General features: G+C 60.0%; 16 protein-coding genes. 7 read left to right on the top strand and 9 right to left on the bottom strand.

What is annotated here, in order from left to right; translation table 11 throughout:
- Positions 1–187 precede the first annotated feature (187 nt).
- Genes DSM14862_RS07625 through DSM14862_RS07610 form a run of 4 tightly spaced genes read left to right on the top strand, consistent with a single transcriptional unit; the run spans position 188 to position 4430 of the window.
- Positions 188–1804 carry a L,D-transpeptidase family protein gene (locus DSM14862_RS07625; RefSeq protein WP_040701235.1) on the top strand — a complete coding sequence of 539 codons (1617 nt, stop codon included), beginning with the start codon at positions 188–190 and terminating at the stop codon, positions 1802–1804.
- 34 nt (positions 1805–1838) lie between these two features.
- On the top strand, positions 1839–2930 hold the full coding sequence (gene lpxD / locus DSM14862_RS07620; RefSeq protein WP_007119670.1) for a UDP-3-O-(3-hydroxymyristoyl)glucosamine N-acyltransferase: 1092 nt from the start codon (positions 1839–1841) through the stop codon (positions 2928–2930).
- A 29-nt stretch (positions 2931–2959) separates the two neighbouring features.
- Positions 2960–3217: an acyl carrier protein gene (locus DSM14862_RS07615; protein ID WP_007119669.1), complete on the top strand. Its 258-nt coding sequence runs from the start codon at positions 2960–2962 to the stop codon at positions 3215–3217.
- Positions 3218–3221: 4 nt separating this feature from the next.
- The gene (locus tag DSM14862_RS07610; protein WP_007119668.1) at positions 3222–4430 is read left to right on the top strand and encodes a beta-ketoacyl-[acyl-carrier-protein] synthase family protein; all 1209 of its coding nucleotides are present in this window, start codon (positions 3222–3224) and stop codon (positions 4428–4430) included.
- A gap of 70 nt (positions 4431–4500) precedes the next feature.
- Here DSM14862_RS07610 and DSM14862_RS07605 read toward each other — a convergent pair whose 3' ends face one another.
- Positions 4501–5202 (bottom strand): invasion associated locus B family protein, encoded by a 702-nt coding sequence (locus tag DSM14862_RS07605; protein ID WP_007119667.1) that lies wholly within the window; start codon positions 5200–5202, stop codon positions 4501–4503.
- Positions 5203–5669: 467 nt separating this feature from the next.
- Between DSM14862_RS07605 and DSM14862_RS07600 the strand changes: the two genes are divergently transcribed.
- Positions 5670–7202, top strand: a complete 1533-nt coding sequence (locus tag DSM14862_RS07600; protein WP_007119666.1) for a helicase HerA-like domain-containing protein — start codon at positions 5670–5672, stop codon at positions 7200–7202.
- A 73-nt stretch (positions 7203–7275) separates the two neighbouring features.
- Here the strand turns inward: DSM14862_RS07600 and DSM14862_RS07595 are convergent, their stop codons facing one another.
- The 6 genes from DSM14862_RS07595 to DSM14862_RS07570 form a co-directional block, all read right to left on the bottom strand.
- Positions 7276–8580: a branched-chain amino acid ABC transporter permease gene (locus DSM14862_RS07595; RefSeq protein WP_007119665.1), complete on the bottom strand. Its 1305-nt coding sequence runs from the start codon at positions 8578–8580 to the stop codon at positions 7276–7278.
- Complete coding sequence (locus tag DSM14862_RS07590; protein WP_007119664.1) at positions 8577–9587, bottom strand: branched-chain amino acid ABC transporter permease; 1011 nt, start codon at positions 9585–9587, stop codon at positions 8577–8579. Before DSM14862_RS07590 ends, DSM14862_RS07595 begins: the two co-directional genes overlap by 4 nt.
- Positions 9588–9589: 2 nt before the next feature.
- Positions 9590–10411, bottom strand: coding sequence for an ABC transporter ATP-binding protein (locus DSM14862_RS07585; protein ID WP_007119663.1), 822 nt, complete (start codon positions 10409–10411; stop codon positions 9590–9592).
- Positions 10408–11190: an ABC transporter ATP-binding protein gene (locus DSM14862_RS07580; RefSeq protein WP_007119662.1), complete on the bottom strand. Its 783-nt coding sequence runs from the start codon at positions 11188–11190 to the stop codon at positions 10408–10410. The genes DSM14862_RS07585 and DSM14862_RS07580 overlap by 4 nt, the downstream gene beginning before the upstream one ends.
- Positions 11191–11278: 88 nt before the next feature.
- On the bottom strand, positions 11279–11437 hold the full coding sequence (locus tag DSM14862_RS07575) for a hypothetical protein (protein ID WP_007119661.1): 159 nt from the start codon (positions 11435–11437) through the stop codon (positions 11279–11281).
- Between the two features lie 143 nt (positions 11438–11580).
- Positions 11581–12765 carry an ABC transporter substrate-binding protein gene (locus DSM14862_RS07570; protein ID WP_007119660.1) on the bottom strand — a complete coding sequence of 395 codons (1185 nt, stop codon included), beginning with the start codon at positions 12763–12765 and terminating at the stop codon, positions 11581–11583.
- A gap of 186 nt (positions 12766–12951) precedes the next feature.
- Between DSM14862_RS07570 and DSM14862_RS07565 the strand changes: the two genes are divergently transcribed.
- Positions 12952–14049 carry a PQQ-dependent sugar dehydrogenase gene (locus tag DSM14862_RS07565; RefSeq protein WP_007119659.1) on the top strand — a complete coding sequence of 366 codons (1098 nt, stop codon included), beginning with the start codon at positions 12952–12954 and terminating at the stop codon, positions 14047–14049.
- Positions 14050–14052: 3 nt separating this feature from the next.
- Here the strand turns inward: DSM14862_RS07565 and DSM14862_RS07560 are convergent, their stop codons facing one another.
- Entirely contained in the window at positions 14053–15057 is a 1005-nt protein-coding gene (locus tag DSM14862_RS07560; protein ID WP_007119658.1) for a GlxA family transcriptional regulator, read from the bottom strand.
- Between the two features lie 190 nt (positions 15058–15247).
- On the opposite strand from DSM14862_RS07560, the gene DSM14862_RS07555 reads away from it, so the two are divergent.
- Positions 15248–16618, top strand: coding sequence for a class II 3-deoxy-7-phosphoheptulonate synthase (locus DSM14862_RS07555; RefSeq protein ID WP_007119657.1), 1371 nt, complete (start codon positions 15248–15250; stop codon positions 16616–16618).
- Positions 16619–16727: 109 nt separating this feature from the next.
- Here the strand turns inward: DSM14862_RS07555 and DSM14862_RS07550 are convergent, their stop codons facing one another.
- Positions 16728–17426, bottom strand: coding sequence for a PAS domain-containing protein (locus tag DSM14862_RS07550; RefSeq protein WP_007119656.1), 699 nt, complete (start codon positions 17424–17426; stop codon positions 16728–16730).
- Between the last annotated feature and the right edge of the window lie 75 nt (positions 17427–17501).

The raw sequence follows: 17501 nt of genomic DNA, 5'->3' as shown, positions 1-17501 counted from the left end.
GCAAGTTTTTGCGCAAAGCTTATAAAAAGCCCAGTGTTTACAGGGCAAAGCGATGCGCGATGCGCACAATCCAAAGTCAGAATTTTCCACGAACGGAAATTTGAATGGACTTGCGCGTCTATATATTGGCAAACCGAACAGGCGATACGGTCGCTTGGCGGCAGAGATATATTCCACGGGGAACGACATGGCATTCAGCGCGACTTTTTCACGGCAACTGCCCAATCTAATTGCAGGGCTGGCCCTGATGATCGCGGCGCTGGTTCTACCTGGACCTGTCGCGGCGCAAGTCACAGCTTTCAAGCAAGCGGTCGCCGAGGCAGCAGCCCAAGACGATGATATCGCGGCCTTCTATCGTGAGAATGATTATACCGCGATCTGGACAGGGGCGGCCGACACACATCGCGCCCGACGGTCTGAATTGCTGCGCGCGATCAGCGCCGCGGATGATCATGGCCTGCCCATTACCCGCTATAATCCAGACGCCGTTTTGGAAATGCTGCGCAACGCCAAATCCCCGCGCGACCGGGGATTCGCCGAAGTGGAACTTAGCCGTGTTTTCCTGCGCTATGCCCGGGACGTGCAGACCGGCGTCTTGATCCCTAAGCGGATCATCAGCCAAATCGTGCGCGAAATTCCCTACCGCGACCGCAAAACATACCTGCAAGACTTGCCGAAAACCTCGCCTGCCGCCTATTTCCGCGCACTGCCGCCGCGCAGCCTTGAGTATAATGCGTTGCTCAAGGAAAAAATCGTGATGGAAAAGCTATTGTCGCAGGGCGGATGGGGCCCCTCGGTGCCCGCAGGCAAGCTTGAGCCGGGCGATACCGGCAATGATGTGATCGCGCTGCGCAACCGACTGATCGCCATGGGCTACCTTGAGCGCTCGAACGCCGTTGGCTATGACGCAACCCTAACCGACGCCGTGCGCCAGTTCCAAGAGGCCCATGGATTGAACACCGATGGCGTCGCCGGTCCGGCCACCATGAAACAGATCAACATCGGTGTTGAGCAGCGGCTGCAATCGGTCATGGTCGCGTTGGAGCGCGAACGTTGGTTCAACACCGACCGCGGCAAGCGCCATATCCTCGTAAACATCCCCGACTTCTCGGCCAAGATCATTGACGATGGAAAGACTACCTTCCAGACCCGCTCAGTTGTTGGCGCCGCACGCGAAGACCGCCCAACGCCCGAATTTTCCGATGTGATGGAGCATATGGTGGTCAACCCAAGCTGGTACGTCCCGCGCTCCATCGTGACCGGGGAATACCTGCCGCAGCTCAAGCAGAACCGTAATGCGGTGAGCCATATTGAAATCACCGACAGAAGTGGACGGAAGGTGAACCGCGGTGCCGTGAACTTTAGCAAGTACACTGCCCGGACGTTCCCCTTTTCCATGCGCCAGCCGCCCAGCAACACCAATGCGCTCGGGCTGGTGAAGTTCATGTTCCCGAACAAGTATAACATCTACCTGCATGACACGCCCGCCAAGAGCCTGTTTGACCGGGACGTGCGCGCGTTTAGCCATGGTTGTGTCCGTCTGGCTGAACCTTTTGAGTTCGCCTATGCGCTGCTGGCACCGCAATCCGCCGACCCTGAAGGCGACTTCCAAGCGGTGCTGCGCAGTGGCCGCGAGACCCGGATCGTTCTTGAGGAGCAGGTTCCCGTTCACCTGATCTACCGCACCGCCGTCACCAATGCCCGTGGCCACACCGAATACCGTGATGACGTTTATGGCCGGGATGCGCTGATCTGGAACGCGCTGGCCAAGGCGGGGGTGGCCTTGCGCGGCGTTCAGGGGTAACTCTCGGGCGCGCAACAAATAAAGGCCGCCTGAAATGACCTATAATGTTCAGCAAATCGCCAAAGCCGTCGGCGCCAGCGCCGAGGGCGACATTGAACTCGAGGTCAGCGGCGTCGCCGAACCGGCCAGCGCTCAACGCGGCGAGTTGGCGCTGGCGATGGACCCGCGCTATGCCAGCAGCCTCTCTGAAGGTGCCGCCGAAGTGGCGATGCTTTGGGAGGGGGCTGATTGGCGGGCACTGGGGCTGAAGGCCGCGATCCTGCCCAACCGTCCGCGCTATGCGCTTTCTGGCGTGACGCGAATGCTCGACAAGGGGCAGGGGTTCAAGCCGGGCATCCATCCTACAGCTGTGATCGACCCCGATGCCGTGCTTGGCGATGACGTCTCGGTCGGCCCGCTGGCGGTGATCTCCGCCGGGGCTACGATTGGCGCAGGGAGCATGATCGGACCGCTGTGCTTTGTCGGTGTGGATGCGACATTGGGCGAGGGCTGTTTTCTACGCGAACACGTCAGCATCGGCGCCCGCGTCACCATCGGGCCACGCTTCATCGCGCAGTCCGGCGTGCGCTTGGGCGGCGATGGTTTCTCCTTTGTGACGGCTGAGCTGTCCACGGTCGAAAAGGCCCGGCAAACGCTGGGCGATCAGGGCGACGCCGCGCCGCAGCCTTGGTCACGTATCCATTCGCTTGGCGCTGTGACCATCGGCGCGGATGTGGAAATGGGCATGGGCTCCACCATCGACAATGGCACCATCCGCGACACTCGTGTGGGCGATGGCACGAAAATCGACAACCTTGTTCACATTGGCCATAACGCGGTGATTGGTAAAAACTGTTTGCTTTGCGGGCAGGCCGGTGTTGGCGGCTCGACCCGCGTGGGCGACAATGTTGTGCTCGGCGGGCAGGTCGGTCTGGCTGATAACATCACGATCGGCGACCGGGTGATTGCGGGCGGCGGGACGATTGTATTGTCCAACGTGCCCGAGGGCCGCACGATGCTCGGCTACCCCGCCACGCAGATGAGCAAGCAAACCGAAATCTACAAAGCGCTGCGCCGCTTGCCCAAACTGCTGCGTGATGTCGCAGCCTTGCAGAAGCTGGTTTCCAAAGCCGACAAGGCTGACTAAACCTGCCGCGGACATATGTGAGGGACGCCATGAGCACTCAGGATCAGGTCATCACCATCCTCGCCGAACAGGCCATGATTGAGCCGGAGGATGTCACGCTCGACAGCACGCTGGAGGATTTGGGCATCGACAGCATGGGGGTCGTCGAAAGCATCTTCGCCATTGAAGAGACATTCGACATCAACGTGCCCTTCAACGCCAATAGCCCCAGCGAAAGCGATTTCGACATCTCGACCGTGCGCAGCATTGTCGCCGGGGTGGAGCGGCTAAAGGCCGAACAGAGCTAAGCGCATGAAGAGAGTTGTCATCACCGGCGCCGGCACGATCAACGCTCTGGGCCTGTCGGTGCCAGAGACGCTCGCCGCGATGCGCGAAGGCAAATGCGGCATCGGCCCGCTTGAGTTCCGCGATGTGGAGCGGCTGGCCATTCGCATCGGCGGGCAGGTGCGCGGGTTTGAGGCCGAAGGGCGCTACAACCGCCAGCAGATCGCCCTTCATGACCGTTTCACCCAATTCACCCTCGCCGCCGCACGCGAAGCAATTGAGCAGTCGGGGCTGACCTTTACCGATGAGTTGGCCGCCCGCGCCGGTGTGGTTCTGGGCACGGCGGGGGGTGGTGTGTCCACGTGGGACGACAACTACCGCGCCGTCTATGAAGAGGGCAAAAACCGGGTGCATCCCTTCGTGGTGCCCAAACTGATGAACAACGCCGCCGCCAGCCATGTCAGCATGGAGTGGAACCTGCGCGGCCCGTCCTTTACCGTGTCGACCGCTTGCGCGTCGTCCAATCACGCGATGGCGCAGGCCTTTGCTATGGTCCGCTCTGGCATGAGCCCGGTGATGGTGACGGGCGGATCGGAATCGATGCTGTGCTTCGGCGGCGTGAAAGCGTGGGAAGGGCTGCGCGTGATGAGCCGCGATGCTTGTCGCCCGTTTTCAGCCAACCGCAACGGGATGGTACAGGGCGAGGGCGCAGGGGTCTTCGTGTTTGAGGAATATGAACACGCCCGCGCGCGAGGGGCCGATATCCTCTGCGAAGTCGCGGGTTTTGCCATGACGTCGGACGCCAGCGACATTGTTATGCCGTCCAAAGCCGGGGCCGCGCGGGCGATGCAGGGGGCGCTGACAGATGCGGGGATCAACCGCGAAGAGGTCGGCTATATCAACGCCCATGGCACCGGGACGGCGGCGAACGACAAGACCGAATGCGCGGCGGTGGCGGATGTTTTCGGAGCCCATGCCGATCAACTGATGATCTCATCGACCAAGTCGATGCACGGCCATGTGATCGGCGGCACCGGCGCGGTTGAGCTTTTGGCCTGTATCATGGCGCTGCGCGACGGGGTGATCGCGCCCACCATCGGCTATGAAGAACCCGACCCGGAGTGTGCGCTAGATGTGGTGCCGAATGAGGCCCGCGAGGCGAGGGTCGATGTGGCGCTTAGCAATGCCTTTGCCTTTGGCGGGATGAATGCTGTACTGGCCCTGCGCCGCGCCTGAGTAATTAGGCAGAGACGAAAAATGCCGCCCCCTGGGGGAGCGGCATTAATTTCGAAATATGTCGCAGGTCTTACTGCTCGATGACTGAGACTTCGTCGTAGCTGGCGGTGAAGCCGTCGAGCGACAGGGTTACTTTCACTTCTTGATCAGGGGCCAGTGCGGGCACGATGGTCATCACCGCTTGCTTGCCACGCTTGAACGCCGCGATATCTGCATCTGTCAGGCCCATGCGCACGTAACAGCCCACCGGGTTGCAGAAGGCATAGGGATAACGGCGCGCCTTGCCACCGTCGACCGAGAGGGTGAGCTGCGCGGGCAGGGCGGTTTCCAGCGGTACAACAACCGTGGCACCCGCTTTGGCTTGGCCACCGCCGGGCAGACGGAAGAGCGAGAATTCGGCGACGGGCGCGCCTTCACCATCCGCGAGCAATTGATACATCTGGCAGGGATCGACCTCTTCTTCGGTCTTGATGCAGCGCATCTCCCACGATCCGATCTCTTTCTTGGTGTAAGGTTTGCCCAGCTCGGGATCTTTGTTTGCGTCTTCGCCAAGGCTCAGCTGGCTCTCGACCTCAGATGCATTTCCACTGGTGCCAGGCTGGAGTTCCTTATCTGGCGTGGTGCTTTCCTCTGCAGCCGTTTCAGATGCTGCTGTTTCAGGCGCAGCGGTCTCAGACGTTGTGGTATCTGTCGCGGTTTGGGCGAAAGCGGTGATTGGGGCCGTCAGTGCAAGCGCTGCACAAAGCGGCAGGGCGGTCATAAACTTGCTCATGTCATATCCACATTAGTTGCGTTACCGCCCCTTACCATGCCGCCCCGCGAATGTCAGTGGTCAAGGCCGCATTTCACTCATGGTTCGGGCAAATTCATGCCGACAGAGAGTAGCGCGATTTCCCTATGATGTCAGAGGCTTAGCTGCCGGAAAAGCAAAAGGGGACGCAGCGCGCCCCCTTCCGTGTACTTTCTCCCCGTCGGACTGGGCCGACTTATTAATGCCACGTTAGGCAAGCGCGTGGTGCCGGTCAACAGTAAAAATGCGACAATCTGTCAGGGTGATGCGGCAGCCTGTGGTAGAAAAAGGGCCGCACCCGAAGGCGCGGCCAGTCTAACAGGGAGGAAGTATACCCCGCCCGGTAGAAGGACATATGGGCGGGATGTCTTCACTATGGCGCGCAAAGGTTAAGTTTGTATGCTCTAGTGGAACGGACGAATGGCTAAAATTGACAGAAAGGCCCAAGCGTGAGCAGTGACATTTTTATCGGCGGCGGTGGTCCCGACTATGCGACCAAGCAATTTCTCGATCTCGGCTATGCCAACCGCCACGGGCTGATTGCCGGGGCGACGGGCACCGGCAAGACGGTCACGCTGCAAATCCTCGCCGAAGGTTTTGCCAATGCGGGCGTTCCAGTGTTTCTGTCGGATGTGAAGGGTGACCTCTCGGGCCTCGCTGTCGCGGGGAGCGAGGCTGCGAAACTGCACGGCCCCTTCACCGAACGCGCCGCCAAAATCGGCTTTGACGACTATACCTATCAATCCTTCCCGGTGACCTTTTGGGATCTCTTTGGGGAACAGGGGCATCCAGTTCGCACCACCGTGTCAGAGATGGGCCCATTGCTGATCGCTCAGCTTCTGGACCTCAGCGAAGCGCAGGAGGGTATCTTGAACATCGCCTTCCGCGTCGCCGATGAGGAGGGCATGCCGCTTTTGGACCTCAAAGACCTCCAAGCGCTGCTGGTCTGGGTCGGAGAGAACGCGAAAGAACTGGCGCTACGCTATGGCAATGTTTCCGCCGCGTCCGTTGGCACGATCCAGCGGCGGCTGCTGGTGTTGGAAAACCAAGGCGGCGCGCAACTGTTTGGCGAACCGGCGCTGGCGCTGTCGGACCTGATGCGCTGCGATGCCGACGGGCGCGGGCGGATCAACATCCTTGCCGCTGACAAGCTCATGGCCTCACCGAAACTCTATGCCACTTTCCTTCTATGGCTCATGTCCGAACTTTTTGAGGAACTGCCCGAGGTCGGTGACCCCGATAAACCCAAGCTGGTCTTCTTCTTCGACGAGGCGCATCTGCTTTTCGACGACGCGCCCAAAGCGCTGGTCGATAAGGTCGAACAGGTGGCACGGCTGATCCGCTCCAAAGGGGTTGGCGTCTATTTCGTGACCCAAAACCCCGCCGATGTGCCCGAAGACATTCTGGGCCAGCTTGGCAACCGCATCCAACATGCGCTGCGCGCCTTTACCGCGCGCGACCGCAAAGAGCTGCGCCAAGCCGCCCAGACCTACCGCGAGAACCCACGCTTTGACACCGAAGAGGCGATCCGCGAGGTGGGCGTCGGCGAGGCGGTGACCTCCATGTTGCAGCGCAAGGGCGTGCCGGGCGTGGTGGAGCGCACCTTGATCCGCCCGCCGTCGTCGCAGCTTGGGCCGATCACCGTGGGGCAACGTGCCGCCGTGGTGGCTGAGTCCGATCTCGCCGGGAAATACGACACGTTGAAAGACCGCGAGTCGGCCTATGAGATGCTGAAGGCCCGCGCGGAGGCCGCGGCGAAAGAGGCCGAGAAAATTGAGGCTGCCGCAGAGGCAGAGGATGGAGCCGCGCGTGAATTCCAGAAAGCCCGCCGCTATGGCGGGGCGCGGAGCAGTAAGAGCACGCGCAGTACGTCAAATGGGTTTGGCGATGCCATCGCCTCGGTTGTGATCAAGGAGCTGAAAGGCACCACAGGTCGCCGGATCGTCCGCGGCATCTTGGGCGGTCTGTTCAAAGGGCGCTGAGACGGACCACAGACAACAGAGGGGCGCGGTACCAATACCGCGCCCCTTTTTCGTGAGGTGATGTCAGCCGGGTTTACCGCTCGGGGATCAACCCGCGCGGGCTGAAGCGCAGCACCAGCAGCAGCACCATGCCCATCGTCAGCAGACGCATATGGGCGGCACTCTCAATCAGATGTGCCTTCAGCGCGGAGCCTTCGGCCATGCCTGAAGTGATCAAGCTCATCAACCACAGCCCCATCGGCTCGACCTGCACCCAGAGGAACCAGATCAGGAAGCCGCCCAAGATCGCACCGAAGTTATTGCCCGACCCGCCTACAATCACCATCACCCAAATCAGGAAGGTGAAGCGCAGGGGCTGGTAGGTGCCCGGCGTCAACTGGCTGTCCATCGTGGTCATCATCGCACCCGCGATGCCACAGATCGCGGAGCCGAGGATGAAGACCTGCAAATGCCGTGCGGTGACGTCCTTGCCCATGGCCTCCGCCGCGACCTCATTGTCGCGGATCGCCCGCAGCATCCGGCCCCAAGGGGAATGCAGCGCACGCTGGCTCATCCAGAGCAGGACGATCAGCACCACCGCAAAGAGCGCGATATAGAGCAATTTGACCCAGAGCGTCGATGCGTCCACCGGATCAAAGCCGAACCCGGCGGCGCGTTCGACAAAGCTGGGATCGTTCTGCAGATCGATCTCATAGGGCACCGGGCGTGGCAGGCCGATGACGTTTTTGACGCCGCGGCTCATCCAGTCTTCGTTTTTCAGCACCGCGATGATGATCTCGGCAATCCCCAGCGTGGCAATCGCGAGATAATCCGACCGCAGGCCCAGAGCCGTCTTGCCGATGAGCCATGCCGCACCAGCGGCAAAGAGACCACCCACGGGCCAAGAGATCAGCACCGGCAGACCCAGACCACCGAGATAGCCGCTCTGCGCCGGATTGATCGCTTCGACCGCCTCGACCGCAGGGTCGAGCAGGGCGCGGAAGACGAAGAAGCCGATGACCAGTACCGCGATTACCGCAAGCGTGCGGGCCGTGCCGGGGGCCATGCGTTTCATCAGCATAACCGCCGCGACCACCGTGCCCGCGCCAAGCGCCAGCGCACCCAGAATGGCGAAGCCGCCGGTGGACCAAGCGCCCTCGGTCGGGGGCATGGAGACCAGCACAGCCGCAAGACCGCCAAGCGCCACAAAGCCCATGATGCCGACGTTAAAGAGCCCCGCAAAACCCCATTGAAGGTTCACCCCAAGCGCCATGATCGACGAGATCAGGCCCATGGCGATGATCAGCAAAGCGGAATTCCAGCTCTGCTCAAACCCGGTGTAGATAATCATCAAGGCGATGATGCCGAAAAGGATCGTGTTTTTCACAGTCTGGGTCATACCGATTTCCCCTTGAACAGCCCGGTGGGCTTGATCAGCAGAACGATCAGAAGAATGACGAAGCTGACCGCAAATTTGTAATCCGTGCTCATAAGCTGGACCAAGCCGTCAGGCTCCATCCCCTCGGGCATGACGTAGCCCAGCACCTTTTTCCAAGCATAGGTGATGGTCACCTCGCTAAACGCGATGACGAAACCACCCGCAATTGCCCCCACAGGGCTGCCAAGCCCACCAACAATCGCCGCCGCAAAGATTGGCAAAAGAAGCTGGAAGTAGGTGAAGGGTTTGAATGACTTATCCAGCCCGTAAAGCGTGCCTGCGATGGTCGCGAGTGCGGCCACGATCATCCATGTGATCATCACCACGCGCTCTGGGTTGATCCCCGACAAAAGCGCCAGATCTTCGTTGTCCGAATAGGCCCGCATGGATTTGCCCGCACGGGTCTTGTTGAGGAACCAAAACAGCAGCGCCACAACGATGATCGCGGTAACGATGGTGATGCCTTGGGTCGTTTTAAAGGCAAGCCCCTCGTCCAGACCGGTCATCTGTTTGAAGTCGCGCGCCGACATGATGAAACGCTGACCGTCGAGGAAGTTCTGATCGTCCGCGCCAATGATGAAACGGGTGATGCCGTTGTAGATAAAGGTCACACCAAGCGAAACGATCACGAGGATCACCGGCTTTGCCTTTTGTTCGCGGTAGAATTTGTAGACCACCTTGTCGGTGCCCAGCAGCAATAAGATCGCAAAGGCGATGCCGAAGGGCAGGGCGAGCAGTGCGGTGGGCAGGAAACCAAGGCTCAGCCCCATGGACTGGAACAGCCATGTGACAAGGATGGTGGCCATTGTCCCCATCGCCATCGTGTCGCCATGGGCGAAGTTGGAGAACCGCAGGATGCCGTAAACCAGCGTTACCCCAAGCGCGCCAAGTGCCAGCTGCGAGCCATAGGCGATGCCCGGAATGAGGACATAGTTCGAAAGTGCAATAAATGCGTTGAGCAGATCCATGTTCAGCCCCCCAGAAACGATTTGCGGACTTCGGGATCGGCCAAAAGCTCTTTGCCGGTGCCGGTAAAGGCGTTCGCCCCCTGCACGAGCACATAGCCCTTGTCCGCGATCTCAAGCGCCTGACGGGCGTTTTGCTCAACCATCAAGATCGGGATGCCGGTGCGGGCAACCTCGATGATCCGGTCGAACAATTCATCCATTACGATGGGGCTTACGCCCGCTGTCGGCTCGTCAAGCATCAGCACTTTAGGCTGGGTCATGAGCGCCCGGCCTACGGCGACCTGCTGGCGCTGACCGCCAGAGAGTTCGCCGGCAGCCTGCAACCGCTTTTCCTTGAGGATTGGAAACAGGTCATAGACCTGCGCCATCGTATCGCGGAAATCATCGCGGCGGATGAAAGCGCCCATCTCAAGGTTCTCTTCAACCGTCATCGACGTGAAGATGTTGGAGGTCTGAGGCACAAAGCCCATGCCTTTCGCCACGCGGTCTTGGGGGCTGAGGCCGGTGATGTCCTCCCCATCCAGCCGCACATGGCCCTTGCGCATGTCGAGCATGCCAAACACCGCTTTCATGCCCGTGGACTTGCCAGCGCCGTTGGGGCCGACGATCACAGCGATCTCGCCGCGGTCCACGGCGATGGTGCAATCATGCAGAATGTCGGGGCCAGCGCCGTAGCCCGCCGTCATACTGTCACCGATCAGGAAGGGGCCGCCGGGGGCGGGGTGGGTTTTGCCGCTGGCCTTTGGCATGATGCTGCCTTGGCCTTTTGCGTTGCCGACCGACCAATCTTTGTTGCCGCGGTCGCCGTAGGGATCATTGCTCATGCGCCTACCTTGTCCTTGTTTTTCAGGCCGGTGCCGAGATAGGCCTCGATCACCTGTTCGTTCGCCTTGATCTCATCCAGCGTGCCTTCGGCCAGCACGTGACCCTCAGCCATGCAGATCACCGGGTCGCAAAGGCGGCCGATGAAATCCATGTCATGCTCAATGACGACGAATGTGTAATTGCGTTCTTGGTTCAAGCGGATGATCGCGTCGCCGATGGTGTTCAGCAGCGTGCGGTTCACGCCCGCGCCGACCTCGTCCAAAAAGACGATCTTGGCGTCGACCATCATGGTGCGGCCCAGCTCCAACAGCTTTTTCTGACCGCCTGAGATCTGACCTGCCTTTTGCTCGGCCAGATGTTCGATGGTCAGGAATTCGAGCACTTCGTCGGCCTTAGCCTTCAGCGCGCGTTCCTCATTGGCGATCCGTTTCGTGCCAAACCATGTGTTCCACAACGTTTCGCCAGACTGGTCGCCGGGGACCATCATCAGGTTCTCGCGGCATGACATCGACGAAAACTCATGCGCGATCTGGAAGGTGCGCAACAAGCCCTTGTGGAACAGCTCATGCGGCGGCAGGCCGGTGATGTCTTCACCGTCCATCGTGACCCGGCCCGAAGTGGGCTTGAGCACGCCGGCGATAACGTTGAACAGCGTGGTCTTGCCCGCGCCATTGGGGCCGATCAACCCGGTGATCGATCCCTTTTCAATAGACAGGCTGGCCCCGTCCACGGCGTGAAAGCCGCCGAAATGTTTGTGTAAGTCGTCTACGACGATCATATGTCCATCCCCGTGTCCGCCACCTTTGTGGCTGGTTTTTATTGGTCGTTGTTTGCCGCGCAGCCCGAACGTCGGACTGCGCCCATGATTACAGCGAGATGCGATTTTGGAAAGTAACCGTTTCGGTCAGATGAGAATAGAACCGCGCCCGCGCTGCGTTTTTGACAGCAGTTTGAACGCGGATTTCAGCTTTTGCGCCTCCAACGCAAAAAGCCATGGCCTCAGCAGCCATCACATGATTATTCATCTGTCTCTCCCTGACGGGACATGTTTCCCACATCCTCGCGGGGCGCGTTGTAAAGGCCGTGCCCGCGAAAGAAAAGCCGTTTTGCAAAAGCAAAGGCCCGATCGCTGTGCGACCGGGCCCTGCAAGGTTCAATGGCGCAAGGATCAGCGGTAGCCGACCGTGACCATCTTGCCGTCTTTCATCTCGATCTCACGGTAGCTGCCCGCGCTTTCGCCTGGCCCGATCAGCTCAACAGCCGAGGCACCGACATAGTCCACATCGCCACCGTCTTTGATGATCTGAAGCGCTTTGCCCAGCTCACCCGGCAGGATTTTCTCACCCGGTGCGTTGGCGACTTCCATCACCTTTTCTTTGTACTTAGCCGGATCGTTGGACCCTGCCGCCTGCATCGCCAGCAGCATCAAAGCTGCCGCGTCATAGGCTTCGGGAGAGAAGGCGTTTGTCGGCTCGAAACCGGCTTCTTCGCCCATCTTCTTGTAGTTGTCGGGGCCTTCGCCAGCCGCACTTGGGTTCTGACCAAAGGAGCCATCCGCGATCTCGGCAAATTTCTCTTCCAGCGTGTCGGAAACCATGCCGTCGGGGAACATGAATGTATCGAACGCGCCTGCGTCCAATGCACCGTTCACAATGCCCGCGCCGCCCTGGTCGACGTAGCCCGCGACGATCAGCACTTCACCACCGGCAGAAGCCAGCGCGCCGATTTCGGCAGAGTAATCCGCTTTGCCGTCTTCATGCGAGGTGTTGATCGTGACCGTGCCGCCGGATTCCTTGAACGCGGTTTCAAAGCTGTCGGCCAGACCTTTACCATAGTCGTTGTTGGTATAGGTGACGGCGACTTCTTTGATGCCACGGTCGTTCAGGATGTCGGCCATAACCTGACCCTGACGCGCATCCGATGGCGATGTGCGGAAGAACAGACCGTTGTCTTCGACAGTCGACAGGGCAGGCGATGTCGCGGAAGGCGAGATCATCACGATGCCGTTTGGAATGGCGACGTTTTGCAGCGAAGCAGTCGTCTCGCCCGAACACATGCCACCAACGATGCCGCTCACGCGGTCGGAAGTGATCAGACGCTCAGCAGAGGCCACGGCGAGGCCCGCGTCGATGCAGCCGGTGTCGCCACGCTCGGACGAAACGGTGCCGCCATCGAGGAAGTTGCCGGATTCGTTGACTTCGGAAATCGCCAGTTCAGCACCAGCCGCCATGTCATTCGCCAGCGATTCCAGCGGGCCGGTGAAGCCCAGCAGAATGCCGATTTTAGTATCTTGGGCCTGCGCGCCAGTGGCAAGCAGAGCAACAGCCGTTGTGGCCATCAGAATTTTTTTCATTTGGTTCTCTCCCTTAGTTGAACTCTCGTTCTGATGGAACGTTAGGTCGGCGTTTCGGAAAAGAAAAGGCGATTTATCAAGTGTTTTCGCTGGGCGGCTTTTTGCGTGCGTCGGGCAGAACTGTGGAAACGGGCGTCGCGCTGGCTACATCTTAGACCAAGCCCCCCATCCAACAGGAGCCTACCCATGACTTCCGTAAAGCATATTGTCACGACCGCTGCGATTAGCCTTAGCAGCGTTTACGCCGCAGGCCCCGCCCACGCGCAAAGTGCCATGACGATCACGCCAATCGCCGAAGGTCTAGTAGCCCCTTGGGGCGTCGCACCCTTGCCGGGAGGGGGGCTGCTCGTCACGGAAAAAGCAGGGCGGCTGATCTATGAGAAGGACGGCGCGCGACAAGAGGTGTCGAACCTGCCAGAGGTCGCGGTGGTCGGGCAGGGCGGTCTGCTCGACATCACATTGGCGCAGGATTTTGCGCAGAGCCGTGCGTTATTTCTGACTTATGCCAAGCCGCAAGAGGGCGGCGGCGCGGGCACAGCGCTGGCCTCTGCACGCCTGTCGGACGACGGCAGCCGCTTGGAAGACCTGACCGAACTTTTTGCCATGAAACCGGGCAGCACCGGCGGGCAACATTTCGGATCGCGCGTGGTTGAAGCGCCCGATGGCACGCTGTTGATGACCATTGGTGAGCGGGGCGACCGGCCCGCCGCGCAAGACCGCAGCACGCACAACGGCAGCATCATCCGCGTCAACCGCGATGGTTCTGTCCCCGATGACAACCCTTTTATAGACACGCCCGGCGTTCTGCCTGAAATCTGGTCTTACGGCCACCGCAACCCACAGGGTGCCGGGCTTGACCTTGAAGGACGGCTTTGGGTGTCAGAGCATGGGGCCAAGGGTGGTGACGAGGTGAACCGCATCTCCAAGGGGTCGAATTACGGCTGGCCGGTGATATCTTATGGGGCGCATTACTCAGGCGAAAAGATCGGCGAGGGGTCTGCAAAAGAGGGGATGGAGCAGCCCGAATTTTACTGGGATCCCTCCATCGCCCCTGCGGGCCTGATGGTTTACTCAGGCGCGCTTTTTCCTGAGTGGGAGGGCGATATCTTCGTAGGTTCGCTTAAGTTTGACTACATCTCCCGCCTGAGCGGTGACCCCCTTGAGGAGGTAGAACAAATCAAAACCTCAGAAACCGCCCGCGTGCGCGATGTGGTCGAAGGCCCGGAGGGCGGGATTTGGTTCATTTCCGAGGTTAACGGCACCGTTTACCGGATAACACCCTAAGTCTCAGGCGGGCAGCCGAGATGATTGGCTGCCCCGCTCGCGATAAGGCGTGGTCTGGTAATGTGCGCGGTAGCATTTCGAGAAATGCGACGGCGACGCGAAACCGCAGGCCAGTGCCACGTTGATCACGCTCATATCCGTCTGCATCAACAGGTTGCGCGCCTTTTGCAGGCGCAACTCCATGTAATAGCGCTTGGGGCTGCGGTTGAGGTAGCGGCGGAACAGCCGCTCCAACTGGCGGGTCGACATGCCGACATCGCGCGCAAGGATCGACGGGCTGATCGGCTCTTCGATATTGCGCTCCATCTGCTGGATGACTTGGCTAAGCTTGGGATGACGCACGCCGATTCGTGTCGGTACCGACAGGCGCTGTGTGTCTTGGTCAGTGCGGATTGAAGAATAGATCAATTGGTCTGCCACGGCATTGGCTGTCTCTTCGCCATGGTCATCCGCGATAAGCTTTAGCATTAGATCAAGTGACGAGGTGCCACCGGCGGTGGTCAGCCTGTTACCGTCCACCACGAAAACCGATTTCGTCAGTACAACTTCTTCGAATTCCTCACCAAAGCTGTCTTGGTTCTCCCAATGGATCGTGGCGCGTTTTCCGTCCAACAGCCCGGCCTTGGCCAGCGTATGCGCGGCAGTACACAGCCCGCCGACCACCAACCCCTTGCGGGCCTCACGACGCAGCCATGCCAGCAACTTCTTGGTGGTGGCCGCCTGTACGTCGATGCCGCCACAGATCAAAATCGTGTCGTCGCGGCCCAACTCTTCCAACCCGCCATCAAGCGCAAAAACCGCCCCCGAAGAGCTGACACAGGTCGCACCCGTCTCGCCCACGACCTGCCAATCATAGACTTCCCGGTCGAGCATACGGTTGGTGATACGCAGGCATTCCACAGCCGAGGCAAAACTCAGCAACGTGAAGTTCTCCAATAGCACAAAGACAAAGCGCCGCGGCTTGTCGGAGTGGGGGGGCATGCGGGTGGCCGGGCGCGGTGGGGACATCTCGGCGTCTTTCTACTCAGGTCGTCTCTGCCGGCATGTGCCATGGCCGCCAGAACTTGCCCAAACATTGCCCACGGGCCTCTCGCCACGTCAATAGGCCGCATTTCGGTTCTGGTCACTTTCCTTAGGCCTTTGTATAGACAAAGACCACAAAGCGCCGACACTCGGCGCTGTGGAGCGGAGTAGAAAGATGACAGACTGGAGCACCTCGAGCTGGCGCAGCAAACCGCGCGTCCAGATGCCCGATTACCCTGACCAAGCCGCATTGCAAGCGGTTGAGGCGCAGTTGGCACGCTATCCGGTCCTCGTTTTTGCAGGCGAAGCGCGCCGACTGAAGAAGCACCTGGCAGCCGCTGGCCGTGGCGAAGCCTTCCTTTTGCAGGGCGGCGATTGCGCCGAGAGCTTTGAGCAGTTCAGCTCAGACGCCATTCGCGACACGTTTAAAGTGATGTTGCAGATGGCCATCGTGCTAACCCACGGGGCCAAGGTGCCGGTGATCAAGCTTGGCCGTATGGCCGGTCAATTCGCCAAGCCGCGTTCGGCCCCGACCGAGACGGTTGATGGCGTGGAACTGCCCAGCTACCGCGGCGACATCATCAACGATTTGGCCTTTACAGCCGAGTCGCGCATCCCCGACCCGCAAAAGATGCTGCGCGCCTACACGCAGGCCGCCGCCACGCTGAACCTTTTGCGCGCTTTCTCCACCGGGGGCTATGCCGACGTGCATCAAGTCCACGGCTGGACGCTAGGCTTTACCGACGACGAAAAAGCCGAGAAATACCGTGAGATCGCCAACCGCATCTCTGACACGCTGGATTTCATGGCCGCCGCTGGCGTGACCGCCGAGACCGCGCATACGCTGCAATCGGTGGAATTCTACACCAGCCACGAAGCGCTGCTGTTGGAGTATGAAGAGGCGCTTTGCCGCCGTGACAGCCAGACCGGTAAATGGTTGGCAGGCTCGGGTCATATGATCTGGATCGGTGATCGCACGCGGCAGCCAGACGGCGCGCATGTGGAATTCGCCAGCGGTGTGCAGAACCCGATTGGGTTAAAGTGCGGCCCCTCGATGACCAGCGATGACCTCAAGAAACTGATGGCCAAGCTGAACCCCGAGAACGAAGAAGGCCGTTTGACACTGATCTCGCGTTTCGGTGCGGGGCAGGTGGGCGATCACCTGCCGCGTCTGGTCAAAGCGGTGCAGGAAGAAGGCGCGAATGTCGTTTGGACCTGCGACGCGATGCACGGCAACACGATCAAATCCTCGACCGGCTACAAAACCCGGCCATTCGATTCTGTGCTGCGCGAAGTGCATGAATTCTTCGCCGTGCATAACGCCGAAGGTTCTGTCCCCGGTGGTGTGCATTTCGAGATGACCGGCCAAGACGTGACCGAATGCACCGGTGGCGTGCGGGCCGTCAGCGACGAAGACCTGTCGGACCGCTACCATACCGCCTGCGATCCGCGTCTTAACGCCAGCCAATCGTTGGAACTGGCGTTCTTGGTGGCTGAGGAACTGTCAAACCGGCGCGCGACGCAGGCGACACGAGCGGCCGGGTAACAGCAGCCTCGGGCTGAGAACGATTAAGATTAACGCCGCCCACAGTTTGCAGGGCGGCGTTTTCATTTCATCAAGGCTTTTCAATTTTATCAAGGCGTCGGAGCGAGGGTTATTCCTCTTCCGACTTCACCACGCGCAGATAGGGCGGCAGCTGCGCCCGCTCAGAGCGGGTGAAGCGGCCTTTATCCTCGGCAAAGGCAAATTCCTCTGGCAAGCTTTGTTCGGGGCGATGACTGGCATAGGTTAACGCCTTGGTCGCGCTTCCCAACACGTTGTGCCGTGTTTCCTGCGCCAGATCAAAGCGGCGCGGGGTTTGGCCAATCTCGCCCTGCACGACCAAACAGCCCAGCACACGGCTCACATCGCCAAGATCACTTTTAAGCGGCAACAGCAGCATCTGGCCCGTCAAAGCGGGGCGACCATAGGTGGCGGGCGCGCTAAGGTGCAGCGTGGTCTGGCCGGGCATCTGAAAGACTTCTTCAAGCGCTTCAGCCACGCGGGGGCGCGACTGCGTGCCGAAAAAAGCGGTAATCGGCATGCCGCGGACCTCCATCCCCATCAGATCGCGCAGATGCCCGCCTGCGATGCGCAACCGACCGACGCCAACCGCGACACGTTCAAGAATAAAGGCAAACTCCAGCGCGGATTCGATCCCGCGTGGGTCAATATCAGACCGTCGCGGCATCAATCTGTTGCCGCGCAATGCTTCCCAATAGGCTTCGACCTGCGCCAGCGGGCCATAGCCAACATGCATCCGATGATCTGACATGGCGACAACATTCTGCGCGGTTTGGCCTGCATTGTCCATCAAACTTACCCTTAAGGACTTGGCCAATACAGCTGCCGTCTGCGGGACGACAGCGACAGTGAAAGGCCCTAAACA

The sequence above is a fragment of the Sulfitobacter indolifex genome, from assembly GCF_022788655.1.
Classification (GTDB): Bacteria; Pseudomonadota; Alphaproteobacteria; order Rhodobacterales; family Rhodobacteraceae; genus Sulfitobacter; species Sulfitobacter indolifex.
Note: the sequence above shows the minus strand (reverse complement) of the source record. Positions and strands in the feature narration are given on the sequence as shown.

What these genes read in the sequence shown, in the direction of transcription:
- DSM14862_RS07615 (WP_007119669.1), top strand. Translation starts at nt 2,960, where the DNA reads ATGAGCACTCAGGATCAGGTCATCACCATCCTCGCCGAACAGGCCATG.
- DSM14862_RS07575 (WP_007119661.1), bottom strand. Translation starts at nt 11,437, where the DNA reads ATGAATAATCATGTGATGGCTGCTGAGGCCATGGCTTTTTGCGTTGGA.
- DSM14862_RS07555 (WP_007119657.1), top strand. Translation starts at nt 15,248, where the DNA reads ATGACAGACTGGAGCACCTCGAGCTGGCGCAGCAAACCGCGCGTCCAG.
- DSM14862_RS07595 (WP_007119665.1), bottom strand. Translation starts at nt 8,580, where the DNA reads ATGACCCAGACTGTGAAAAACACGATCCTTTTCGGCATCATCGCCTTG.
- DSM14862_RS07580 (WP_007119662.1), bottom strand. Translation starts at nt 11,190, where the DNA reads ATGATCGTCGTAGACGACTTACACAAACATTTCGGCGGCTTTCACGCC.
- DSM14862_RS07625 (WP_040701235.1), top strand. Translation starts at nt 188, where the DNA reads ATGGCATTCAGCGCGACTTTTTCACGGCAACTGCCCAATCTAATTGCA.
- DSM14862_RS07605 (WP_007119667.1), bottom strand. Translation starts at nt 5,202, where the DNA reads ATGAGCAAGTTTATGACCGCCCTGCCGCTTTGTGCAGCGCTTGCACTG.
- DSM14862_RS07570 (WP_007119660.1), bottom strand. Translation starts at nt 12,765, where the DNA reads ATGAAAAAAATTCTGATGGCCACAACGGCTGTTGCTCTGCTTGCCACT.
- DSM14862_RS07590 (WP_007119664.1), bottom strand. Translation starts at nt 9,587, where the DNA reads ATGGATCTGCTCAACGCATTTATTGCACTTTCGAACTATGTCCTCATT.
- DSM14862_RS07560 (WP_007119658.1), bottom strand. Translation starts at nt 15,057, where the DNA reads ATGTCCCCACCGCGCCCGGCCACCCGCATGCCCCCCCACTCCGACAAG.
- DSM14862_RS07565 (WP_007119659.1), top strand. Translation starts at nt 12,952, where the DNA reads ATGACTTCCGTAAAGCATATTGTCACGACCGCTGCGATTAGCCTTAGC.
- lpxD (WP_007119670.1), top strand. Translation starts at nt 1,839, where the DNA reads ATGACCTATAATGTTCAGCAAATCGCCAAAGCCGTCGGCGCCAGCGCC.
- DSM14862_RS07610 (WP_007119668.1), top strand. Translation starts at nt 3,222, where the DNA reads ATGAAGAGAGTTGTCATCACCGGCGCCGGCACGATCAACGCTCTGGGC.
- DSM14862_RS07550 (WP_007119656.1), bottom strand. Translation starts at nt 17,426, where the DNA reads ATGGACAATGCAGGCCAAACCGCGCAGAATGTTGTCGCCATGTCAGAT.
- DSM14862_RS07585 (WP_007119663.1), bottom strand. Translation starts at nt 10,411, where the DNA reads ATGAGCAATGATCCCTACGGCGACCGCGGCAACAAAGATTGGTCGGTC.